At 72.6% G+C, this 10,975-nt stretch carries 8 protein-coding genes and 1 pseudogene; 5 read left to right on the top strand and 4 right to left on the bottom strand.

Translation table 11 applies throughout. The annotated features are described in order from the left end of the window. Positions 1-23 precede the first annotated feature (23 nt). The 5 genes from ABD401_RS18840 to secD all read left to right on the top strand — a co-directional run bounded on the left by ABD401_RS18840 (position 24) and on the right by secD (position 6,874). A complete protein-coding gene (locus ABD401_RS18840; protein WP_344607574.1) occupies positions 24-1,151 on the top strand; it encodes a glycosyltransferase family 4 protein in 1,128 nt (375 codons plus the stop codon). Positions 1,152-1,265: 114 nt separating this feature from the next. After that, positions 1,266-1,787, top strand: coding sequence for an SPFH domain-containing protein (locus tag ABD401_RS18845; RefSeq protein WP_344607576.1), 522 nt, complete (start codon positions 1,266-1,268; stop codon positions 1,785-1,787). A 5-nt stretch (positions 1,788-1,792) separates the two neighbouring features. Then, positions 1,793-3,280 carry a potassium/proton antiporter gene (locus ABD401_RS18850; RefSeq protein WP_344607578.1) on the top strand — a complete coding sequence of 496 codons (1,488 nt, stop codon included), beginning with the start codon at positions 1,793-1,795 and terminating at the stop codon, positions 3,278-3,280. Continuing rightward, entirely contained in the window at positions 3,277-4,566 is a 1,290-nt protein-coding gene (locus ABD401_RS18855) for an ArsB/NhaD family transporter (protein WP_344607580.1), read from the top strand. The genes ABD401_RS18850 and ABD401_RS18855 overlap by 4 nt, the downstream gene beginning before the upstream one ends. Positions 4,567-4,582: 16 nt before the next feature. Continuing rightward, the gene (gene secD / locus ABD401_RS18860; RefSeq protein ID WP_344607582.1) at positions 4,583-6,874 is read left to right on the top strand and encodes a protein translocase subunit SecD; all 2,292 of its coding nucleotides are present in this window, start codon (positions 4,583-4,585) and stop codon (positions 6,872-6,874) included. A 30-nt stretch (positions 6,875-6,904) separates the two neighbouring features. Here the strand turns inward: secD and ABD401_RS18865 are convergent, their stop codons facing one another. The 4 genes and pseudogenes from ABD401_RS18865 to ABD401_RS18880 all read right to left on the bottom strand — a co-directional run. Next, positions 6,905-7,102: a hypothetical protein gene (locus ABD401_RS18865; RefSeq protein WP_344607583.1), complete on the bottom strand. Its 198-nt coding sequence runs from the start codon at positions 7,100-7,102 to the stop codon at positions 6,905-6,907. Positions 7,103-7,269: 167 nt separating this feature from the next. Further along, complete coding sequence (locus ABD401_RS18870) at positions 7,270-7,905, bottom strand: response regulator transcription factor (protein WP_019877691.1); 636 nt, start codon at positions 7,903-7,905, stop codon at positions 7,270-7,272. Beyond that, on the bottom strand, positions 7,902-9,593 hold the full coding sequence (locus tag ABD401_RS18875) for a sensor histidine kinase (protein ID WP_344607584.1): 1,692 nt from the start codon (positions 9,591-9,593) through the stop codon (positions 7,902-7,904). Before ABD401_RS18875 ends, ABD401_RS18870 begins: the two co-directional genes overlap by 4 nt. 165 nt (positions 9,594-9,758) lie before the next feature. Further along, positions 9,759-10,975 (bottom strand): annotated as a pseudogene (locus ABD401_RS18880) (hypothetical protein); the annotation flags it as partial.

Below are 10,975 nucleotides of genomic sequence, written 5' to 3' on the forward strand. Positions count from 1 at the left end.
CCCCCGGCTGCGAAACTGCCGCGATGCCGCGGATCCTGGTCGTCACCAACGACTACCCACCGCGGGCCGGCGGCATCCAGTCCTTCGTCGAGGCGCTCGTGCGCCGGCTTCCACCGGACGAGGTTGTCGTCTACGCGCCGGCCTGGGAGGGCGCCGCGGCGTACGACGCGGGAGAGCCCTACCCGGTCGTGCGGCACCCGCGCGCGCTGATGCTGCCGATCCCGACCGTGGCCCGCCGGGCCCGCGAGATCGCCCGCCGGTACGGCTGCGACCGCGTGCTGTTCGGCGCGGCGGCGCCGCTGGGCCTGCTGGCGCCGGGGCTGCGCGAGGTCGGCGTCCGCCGGTCGGTCGGCATCACCCACGGCCACGAGGCCGGCTGGGCGCTCGTCCCCGGGGGCCGCACGGCGGTGCGCCGGGTCGGCGCGGCGGTCGATGTCCTGACCTACCTCGGCGACTACACGCGCACCCACATCTCGCGGGTCCTGCGGCCGGCCGACCGCGCCAAGCTCGTGCGCCTGCACCCGGGCGTGGACACCGACGTCTTCGTCCCCGCCGCCGGCCGTGCCGAGCGGCGGGCGGAACTCGGGCTGGGCGACCGGCCCGTCGTCGTCTGCGTGTCCCGGCTGGTGCGCCGCAAGGGCCAGGACGTCCTGATCGCCGCGCTGCCCGCGATCCGGGCCCGCGTGCCCGGGGCGACGCTCCTGCTGGTCGGGTCCGGGCCCGACGACGAGCACCTGCGCACCCTCGCCGCGCGCACCGGGGTGACCGAACACGTGGTGTTCACCGGCGGGGTCCCGGCGGCGGACCTGCCGTCGTACTACGCGGCCGGTGACGTGTTCGCGATGCCGTGCCGCACCCGCCGGCGCGGCCTGGACGTCGAAGGGCTCGGCATGGTCTTCCTGGAGGCCTCCGCGACCGGCCTGCCCGTCGTCGTCGGCGACTCCGGCGGCGCCCCCGACGCGGTCCTGCCCGGGCGTACCGGACACGTGGTGGACGGTCGCTCGCCCGCCGCGGTCGCCCGGACCGTCGGCGACCTGCTCGCCGACCCGGCCGCCGCGGCGGCGCTCGGGGCCGCCGGCCGCGCCTGGGCGGTCGAGGAGTGGGGCTGGGACCTGCAGGCCCGCCGCCTGCTGGAGCTGTTCGAGGACTGACCCGGAGATGGGGTCCAGCACGGATACCGCCGCGGGTCCGGGTCGCCGACCGTAGGGGTACGCCACGAGGCGTACGCCAGAGGGAGGCTCACCGTTCCCGGAGGGACCACGGTCGTGCTGGTGGCGGTGCTGGCCCTAGCGGTTGGTGCCGCCGCGATGCTGCGCGCCGTGGGGCCGGGGGAGGTCGTGGTCGTCCGCCGGCGCGGTGGTCCGGCGCGGACCCGCCGGCGCGGTCTGCTGGTCGTCCTGCCCGGGCTCCACGAGGTCGACCGGGTCCCGGAGCAGTTCGACGTGACCCCGCTGGTGGTCCCGGCCCGCACCGCCGACGGCGTCGACGTCCGGATCGAGGGCGCCGCGCACGTGCAGGTCGTCGATCCGGTGCGGGCGACCGCGAGCGAGACCCGTTCCCGGGCCGGCCAGGTGCTGGAGGCCGCGCTCGCGGATGCGGCGGTCCACTCCTGGCTGGCCGACCTGGCCCGGCGCCGCGATTCGGTCCGCGACCGTGCCGCCGCGGCGGTCGTCCCGGACCTGCGCGCGCTCGGCCTCGAGCTCGACACCCTCGTGGTCGACGCGATCGAGTTGAACCTGACTCCCGACCTCCTGGCCTGGGCCGACCGCCGGCCCCCGTCCGACTGACGCCGGTGGATCCGCAAGACCTGAACGTCATGCTCGTGGCGGGGTGTGGCGTCGTCCTGCTGGCGGTTCTCGCCGTGCGGCTGACGACCCGCTCCGGGCTCCCGACGCTGCTGCTCTACCTGGCGCTCGGACTGGCCATCGGCGAGGACGGGCTCGGCGTCGAACTCGACGACTTCCAGCTCGCCCAGAACCTCGCGCTGATCGCGCTGGCGCTCATCCTCGGCGACGGCGGCCTGACGACCCGGCTGGACACCCTCCGGCCGGCGGGGCCTCTGGCGCTGGTGCTCGCGACGGTGGGCGTCGCGATCTCGGTCGGCGTGACCGCCGCCGGGGCGTACTGGCTGCTGGACATGGACCTGCGGACCGCCCTGCTGCTCGGGGCGATCGTGTCCTCCACCGACGCGGCTGCGGTGTTCGCCGTGCTGCGGCGCCTTCCGCTCAAGCCCCGCCTGGCCGCCACGCTCGAGGCCGAGTCCGGGCTCAACGACGCGCCGGTGGTCGTGCTCGTGATGCTGCTGGCCTCGGACGCGTGGGACGGCGCGACGCCGTGGGGGATCGGCGCGCAGGTCCTGTACCAGCTCGTCGTCGGGGCGGTGATCGGCCTCGCGGTCGCGTGGGCCGGCCACTGGGTGCTGGCCCGGGCGGCGCTGCCGACCGCCGGTCTGTACCCCCTCGCGACGCTGTCGATCCTCCTGCTCGCGTACGCCACGGCGTCCGTCGCCGGCGCCAGCGGCATCATCGGCGTCTACCTCGCCGGCATCCTGCTCGGGAACAGCACGCTGCCCCACCACCGGGCGACGTTGGCGTTCTCCGAGGGGTCCGCGAGCCTGGCCCAGATCGGCTTGTTCGTCCTGCTCGGGCTACTCGCCGACCCGTCGCGGCTGCCCGGTTCCTTCGGTGAGGCGCTGATCGCCGGCGTGGTGCTGACCTTCGTCGCCCGCCCGCTCTCCGTCGTGGTGCTGGCCCGGCCGATGGGCCTGAACTGGCGGGAGTCCGCGTTCGTCTCCTGGGCCGGGCTGCGCGGTGCCGTCCCGATCGTCCTCACGACCGTGCCCGCGGCGGCCGGTGTCGCGGGGTCGGAGCAGATCTTCGACATCGTGTTCCTGCTCGTCGTCGTCTTCGTCCTGCTGCAGGGGCCGACGCTGCCCTGGGCCGCCCGCGTCGCCGGGGTGACCGACGAGACCCCCACCCACGAGATCGCCATCGAGTCGGCCCCGCTCGACGAACTCCGCGCCGACGTGCTCGAGGTCGACGTCCCGCCGGGGTCCCGCCTCGCCGGCGTGTGGACGGCCGACCTGCGGCTGCCGCGCGGGGCCGCGCTGGTGCTGATCGTGCGGGACGGACAGCCGGACGTCCCGGATGCCCACTCGGTGCTCCGGGTGGGCGACCAGTTGTTGATCGTCACGACCCGCGCCGTGCGCGCGGAAACGGAGCAGAGGTTGCGCGCAGTAGGTAGATCCGGACGTCTCGCCGGCTGGTTGGAGTCCCGGTGAGCGAACTGCTGGCGGTGGCGATCTTCCTCGGCGCGTACTCGCTGATCGCCACCGAGAAGATCTCGCGCGTCGCCGCGGCGCTCGGGGGCGCCGGCCTGATGCTCGCGACCGGGCTGACCGACGCGGACGCCGCGTTCTTCGCCCATCACACCGGCATCGACTGGAACGTCATCTTCCTGCTGCTCGGGATGATGGTGATCGTCGGCATCATGCGCCCGACCGGGGTCTTCGAGTACCTCGCGATCTGGGCGGCGCGCTCCTCGAAAGGGCGGCCGTACCGCTTCATGGTGACGATCTGCGTCGTCACCGCCCTGCTGTCCGCCCTGCTCGACAACGTCACGACCGTGGTGCTCATCGCGCCGGTGACGCTGTCGGTGTGCGCGCGGCTCGGCCTCGCCCCGGTCCCGTACCTGATCGCGGTCGCCATGGCCTCGAACATCGGGGGCACGGCGACGCTGATCGGGGACCCGCCGAACATCATCATCGCGGGCCGGGCCGGCCTGTCCTTCAACGACTTCCTCGTGCACCTGGCGCCGGTCGTCGTACCGGTGATGATCGCCTTCCTGCTGATGGCCCGGGTGCTGTTCCGCAAGGCGTTCGTCTACGACCCGGTCCGCGCGGCGGCCGTGCTCGAGCTCGACCCCAAGGCCGAGATCCTCGACCGCAGGCTGCTGATCAAGTGTCTGGTCGTGGTGACCGGGGTGATGGCGGCCTTCGTCCTGCACACGACGTTGCACCTCGAGCCCTCGGTCGTGGCGCTGCTCGGCGCGGGCGCCCTGATGGTGGTCACCGGTGTGTCGGCCGAGGTCGCCACGCAGGAGATCGAGACCGGCACCCTGGTCTTCTTCATGGGTCTGTTCGTCATGGTCGGCGCGCTGATCGAGCAGGGCGTCATCGACCGCATCGGGGACGCCGCGATCGAGGCCTCCGGCGGTGACCTGACGGTGACGGCGCTGGGTCTGCTCGGCTCGACCGCCGCGTTCTCGGCGCTGGTCGACAACATTCCTTACGTGACGGCCATGACGCCGGTCGTGGAGGGTCTGACGGCCGAGGCCGGCGTCGCGCCGGGCGACCCGCACGTCCTGTGGTGGGCCTTCGCGCTCGGTGCAGATCTGGGCTGCAACGCGACGGCGATCGCCGCTGCCGCGAACATCATCGTGATCGGAATCGCCGCCAAGCACGGCCACCGCATCAGCTTCTGGGAGTTCACCCGCTACGGTCTCGTGGTGGCGCCGGTGACCATTGCCATGTGCGTCCCGTACCTCTACCTGCGATACCTGATGTGATGGGGGCCATAGTCCGATGCGGGCGCGCCAGATCCGAGCGCTGATCTCCCTGCTCGTCCTGGCGGGATCCCTGTTCGCCGTTTTCACGATGGACGCGAAGCTGGGCCTCGATCTCAAGGGCGGCACGCAGGTCGTCCTGGAGACGAAGGACTCGGACGAGGTCAAGGCCAACCGGGAGTCCACCGACAAGGCGCTCGAGGTGCTCCGGCGCCGCGTCGACGCCCTCGGTGTCGCCGAGCCCAGCATCGCCCGATCGGGTGATCGCCGGATCATCGTCGAGCTCCCGGGTCTGCAGGAGCCGGCCGAGGCCGCCAAGGTGCTCGGCCGCACCGCGCAGCTCACCTTCCACCCGGTCCTCGGGGACGGCCCGGCCGCCGGGCCGGGCGCCGACAAGCCGGCCGAGGGCGAGCGCGAGCTCGTCGACGAGGACGGGCTGCCGATCCGCATCGGGAAGGCGGCGCTGACCGGCTCCGGCGTCGGGGGAGCGGACGCGGGCTACGACCTCACGATGGGCGGCTGGTACGTCACCGTCGACTTCCGCGGGTCCGGCGAGGGCGAATGGAAGAAGCTGACCGGGACCGCGGCCTGCAACCCGGTGGGCGACCCGACGCGGCGCATCGCGATCGTCCTCGACCAGGAGGTCATCTCCTCGCCGCAGGTGGACCCGTCGGTCGGCTGTGACGTCGGCATCGGCGGCGGCAGCACACAGATCACGGGTTCGTTCACCGAGGACGGCGCCAAGGACCTGTCCGCGCTGATCTCCGGCGGTGCCCTGCCGGTGCCGGTCGAGATCATCGAGCAGCGGACCGTCGGCCCCACGTTGGGTCAGGCCGCCATCGACGCCAGCCGGAACGCGGCCATCATCGGCATCATCCTGACCGGTCTGTTCATCGTTCTCGTCTACCGGTTCTTCGGTTTTCTCGCGACGATCGCGCTGGCCTCCTACGCGCTGATCTCGTTCGCGGCGCTGCTCGTGCTCGGGGCCACGCTGACCCTGCCGGGTCTCGCCGGCTTCGTGCTCGCGATCGGTATGGCGATCGACGCCAACGTGCTCGTGTTCGAGAGAGCCCGGGAGGAGTACGAGGGGCCCGCTCGCAAGAACCTCCGTACCGCGATGAACACGGGTTACAACAAGGCCTGGACCGCGATCATCGACTCGAACGTCACCACGCTGCTCGCGGCCGGCCTCCTGTTCTACTTCGCGTCCGGGCCGGTCCGGGGCTTCGGTGTGACGCTGAGCATCGGTGTCATCGCGTCGATGGTCTCGGCGCTGATCGTGGCCCGCAGCCTCACCGAGCTCGCGGCGAACCGCCCCGCCCTGCGCCGGCGCGCGGCCGTCACCGGCATCGCCTCGACGGGCCGGGTGCGGGACTGGATCGTCAAGAAGAATCCGGATCTGATGGCCCGTCGGACGCTGTGGCTGTCGATCTCGGCCGTGCTCGTGGTCGTCGCCATCGCCGGCATCGTCGTGCGCGGTCTCAACCTCGGTATCGAGTTCACCGGCGGTCGGCTCGTGGAGTACTCGACCTCGACCCCGCTCGACCCCGAGGTCGCGCGGGAGAAGGTCTCCGGCGTCGGTTTCCCGCGCGCGATCGTGCAGAGCTCGGGCGAGGACGACATCACCGTCCGTGCGTCCGACGTCTCCAACGAGGACGAGCTCAAGATCCGCGAGGCGCTCAGCGAGGTCGGTGGCGAGGTCACGAAGCTGCGTGACGAACTGATCGGGCCGAGCCTCGGCAAGGAGCTGCGCAACAAGGCGATCATCGCGCTGGTGATCGCCCTGCTCGCCCAGATGATCTATCTCGGCATCCGGTTCCGATGGACGTTCGGCGCCGCCGCGGTCGCGGCGATGTTCCACGACGTCCTGCTGGTCACCGGTGCGTTCGCGTGGTTCGGCAGACCCGTGGACGGTGTGTTCCTGGCCGCCGCACTCACCATCGTCGGTCTGTCGGTCAACGACTCCGTGGTCGTGTTCGACCGCGTCCGGGAGATGTGGGCCGACAACCCCAAGATGCCGTTCGCCAGGATCTGCAACCTGGCGACGCTGCAGACCGTGCCCCGCACGGTCAACACCGGGCTGGGCGCCATGTTCATCCTCGCGGCGCTCGCGGTCCTCGGCGGCGACTCCCTGATGGACTTCGCGATCGCCCTGCTGCTCGGCCTGATCGTCGGCACCTTGTCGTCGGTGTTCACCGCGACGCCGCTGGCGATCCTGCTGCAGGCGCGGTCGAACACCCCGCCGCCGGAGCCGCGCAAGCCGCGGGACAAGCGGGAGAGGGAGCGCACCGGCGACGGTGCGGTGATCTGACGCGCGGTGCGCGGCTGATCCGAGGTCGGGTCAGCAGCGGGTGGTCGACGCGGACGTCGCGTCCGCGCGGGTCTCGCAGTGGCGCTGCTCGTCCAGCAGGTTGCCGAGGGCGAAGAACACGAGGGTCACAAGCGCGACGGCGGCGAGGGACAGCAGCACGTACTCGACCGGCGTCGTCGGACCGCCCGCGCGGGAACCGCGAAGGCGGGTGCGCAGAGTGGTCGGCATCGCACGTCCCTTGATCGAAGGCGTGGATACACAGTGCCCGCGATCACGAGGTCGGGGTATCGCAGGAACGTGCCAACCGTGCCTCGTCCGAACGGACGATCCGTACCTGACCGGGCCGACCTGGGCGGATACCGACCGTTATGGCCGCGCCCGGGGACGCTGCCGCGTCAGGGATTCTTGTCGGTGCTGATCAGCCCGAGCCGCATCGCGGTCATCAGAGCCTGCGCGCGGTTGCCGGCGCCGAGCTTCTCGTAGAGCTTCGAGATGTGCGTCTTGGTCGTCGACTCGCTGATGAACAGCGCCTTGGCGATGCCGGAGACGGCCAGACCGTCGGCGAGCAGCTTGAGGACGTCCCGCTCGCGGGGGGACAGCTTGGGGCCGCCCTGGGAGGCCTTGCGGCGCATCGCGTCGGCGAGGTCGGCGGCGGAGAACGAGCCGGGGGAGGCGGCCGCGTGCCGGGCGGCGGCGAGGACCTCCTCCGCGGGGGCGTCCTTGTTCACGAAGCCGGACGCACCGGCCTCCAGGGCGTCGAAGAGCTGCTGGTCACCGGCGTACATGGTGAGCACGACGATGCCCATCGTCTCGCCGGCCGCACGGAGCTTCTTGACGGTGTCCAGGCCGTCGCCGTCGGGCAGCCGGACGTCCATGATGACGACCTCGGGCTTCTCGGCGCGGATCATCACCAGCGCCTCGGCGACCGAGCCGGCCTCGCCGACGACGGTGAATCCCGGGTCGCGCTCGAAGGCGCGCCGGAGGCCGTGCCGGATGAGTTCGTGGTCGTCGACCAACAGGACCGTCGTCATGGACCGCTCTCCTCACTCTGCCCAGCGGGCACCAGCTTTCCACGCCGGTCCGTCACGGGGGGCGGCGAGCCTCCCGGCAGGCCTACCCGAACCCCGACGTAGGTACCCCGCGGATTCCGGGGGCGGATCTCCAGCATCGCGCGCGAGCGGGCGGCGCGCTCCTTCATGATCTCCAGGCCGTAGCTGTCGGCCCGGCCCGGTCCGAGGCCGGTCCCGTCGTCCTCGACGACGAGTTCGGCGTCCGGCGGGTGGATCCGGCAGGTCACCCAGAGGTTGTCCGCGCCGGCGTGCTTACGGGCGTTGTTGATGGCCTCCTGCGCGATCCGCAGCAACTCGGCCTCGGTCTCGGCGGGCAGGCGGCGGCTGGACTCGTCGAGCGTCAGGTGCACGGTGAAGCCCGACGTCGTGCCGATGGCGCGGATGTACTCGCTCAGCGCGGCACCCAGGCCGCCGTAGCGGTCGACCTCGGAGCGCAGGTCGAAGATCGAGAGGCGCAGCTCCTTGACGATGCGGCTCATCTCCTGCCGCAGGCCGCTCAGGTCCTCGACGATGTCCGGCTGGCCGGCCTCGGCGGCGACGGCCGAGATCTCGTCGATGATGTAGCCCAGCGACGCCAGCTCCTGCGCGATGCCGTCGTGGATCTCGCGCGCGAGGCGACGCCGCTCCTCGGTGGTGGCGAGCTCGCGGATCTGGTCGAACAGGACGCCGGTCTCCAGTCGCAGCGCGGCGCCGTTGACGAGGTCGGTGAGCTCGGCGAGGACGTCCTCGCCGTAGGCGTCGACCTGATCGGTCTCCAGGCCCAGCAGACCGGTGATGCGGTCACCGATCCGGATCGGCATGACGAGGGAGCTGCCCGGGTCCGTCGGCGGCAGGGGGCTCGGCCCGCGGGCGAACATCACCCGACGGACCTGGGTCTCCTCGGTCTCCCACGCGTCGGCGAAGGGGTTGTCGCCGGCGAGTTCGGTGTCCCACTCCAGGCGGTCCTCGCCGCGGAAGGCCAGCGGCGTGAGCCGGTCGCCCTCGGTGCGGACCAGGACCGCGGCCGCGCGGAACCGCGCCGCACGGGCCACCGCCTCGACGAGGGCCTCCGCCGTCGAGCGAGGGTCGAGCGAACCCGGCAGCCGCCGGCTGACCGTGTAGAGCTGGGAGAGCAGGCTGTGGGCCTCCGCGTAGGCGCTCAGTTGTGCGTCACCGGCCGCCTGCTGCAGCCGGCGTGCCCAGGCCGCCACGAGGCCGCCGAGCAGCGCGATCACGGTCCACTGGGCCGCGGCGATGCTGTAGTCCTTGACGTCCAGGTCGTCCTGCGGGGCGGAGATCGTCACCAGCAGCGCGATCGCGGCGACCCCGGCGGCCATGGACGCACCGGCCGCGCGGGCCAGCAGGCCACCGGCGAAGACCGGCGCCAGCAGGTAGGGGAGCAGCGGGGAGAGGTCGTGGCCGGTGAAGTTCACCGCCGCGGCCCACACGATCACCTCGATCGACCGGCCGACCAGCCCGCCGACGGGGTGCTGCTCCAGGACGGAGGCCACGATCGCGGCCGCCGCGACGGCGCCGATCCACGCGAGGTCGTCGCCGGGGGTGTCCCCGACCAGCCACAGCGCGGTGCACCCGAGCAGCAGGACGGCCCGCAGAAGACGTGCCGGCACGCCCGGGGCCGCGGCGAACAGTCCCGCTGAGCGCTTCGACACCGTTTTAACTTGCCACACAAACCTCAAAGGTTCCTCCGCCGCGCGCCGGTGCCACCCGCGCGGATGCGCCTTCACGCGCTGAGCCCCTCTTCACCGGCCCGGGCGGGCGGGTGAAGCAGGGGCTCAGCGCGTGAAGGGCGCGGGGCGGCCGGTGAAGCCGCGGGGCTATCGGCGGCGGCGGCGCGAGTGGATCTCGCGGGCGACGTCGCGGGTCTGGAGGGTCTCCGCGAGCTCGACGACGTAGTCCTCGATGCCCTCGTAGAAGACCTCCATGGTCTCGCCGTCGAACGGCGCGTCCTTGCGGGCGGCGACGAGGATCGAGTTCGCACGGGGCAGCGGGAGCCCGACCAGGTAGGGCCAGTTCGCGAGCGGGACGCCCGAGAGCTCGTCCTGCAGCTCCTTCGGGTCGTCCAGGATCGCGACCTCCTCGCGGCCGAGAACCTCGCGGACGAACCAGTGCTCCTCGCCGAGGCGGTAGCGGATGTCCTGGCGGCCGATGCCGATGCCGGACGCGGTGGCCCAGGCGTCGCCGTCCGGGATCATGATCGCGACGGCGTCGCACTCCAGGTGCTCCATGGCCACGAAGGCGAGCTCCTCCGCCAGCTGCGCCGGGGCGGCGAGGGTGTCGGTCATCGCCATCAGTTGGTGCAGGTAGCCGATGCCCGGCGGCTCGAGCTCGGGGCCGTAGTAGACCGGCCGGTTGGCCTGGGCGCGGGCCTCGAACTCCTCCTCGGCCTTGCGGACCGCCTCGTTGACGATCCGGTCGGCCTCGGCCTTGATCTTCGTTTCCTGGATCAGGTTCTCGACCCGGGCGATGGTCTCCTTGCGCGCCCGCTCGGCGTCGAGCTTCGCCTGGACGCGGGCGCGCTCGGCCTCCTCGCGCGCCTTGACGGCCGCCTGGTGGGCGTCCATCTCCGCCTTGACCTTGGCCGCCTTCGCGGCCTCGGCGGCGAGCCGGGCGTCGACCTTGGCCTGGGCGTGCGCGGCGCGCTCGGAGACGATCCGCGCGCGCTCCTGCGCCCGCGCGGCCTCCATCGCGGCCTTCTCGGCGGCGCGGGCCGCCTCGGCCGACGCCTTGGCGTCCGCCTCGGCGCGCAGCTTCGCGGCCTTCTCGTCGGCGCGGGCCTGGGCGGCGGCGATGCGCGCCGCCTCGGCGCGAGCCTTCTCGACGGCCTTGGCGGCCTCGGCGGCGGCGCGGGCGTCGGCGACGGCCTTGGCCTGCATGGCCTTGGCGGTCTCGGCGGCGGCCTTCTCCGCCGCGCGCTTGGCCTCGGCGTCGGCCTTGGCGCGCAGCCTGGCCTCGTTGGCGGCAGCCTTCGCGGCCTCGACGGCGGCCTTGGCCTCCGCGTCGGCACGCTGCTTCGCGGCCTTCGCCTCGGCGG

It is taken from the genome of Sporichthya brevicatena, assembly GCF_039525035.1.
Lineage (GTDB): Bacteria > Actinomycetota > Actinomycetes > Sporichthyales > Sporichthyaceae > Sporichthya > Sporichthya brevicatena.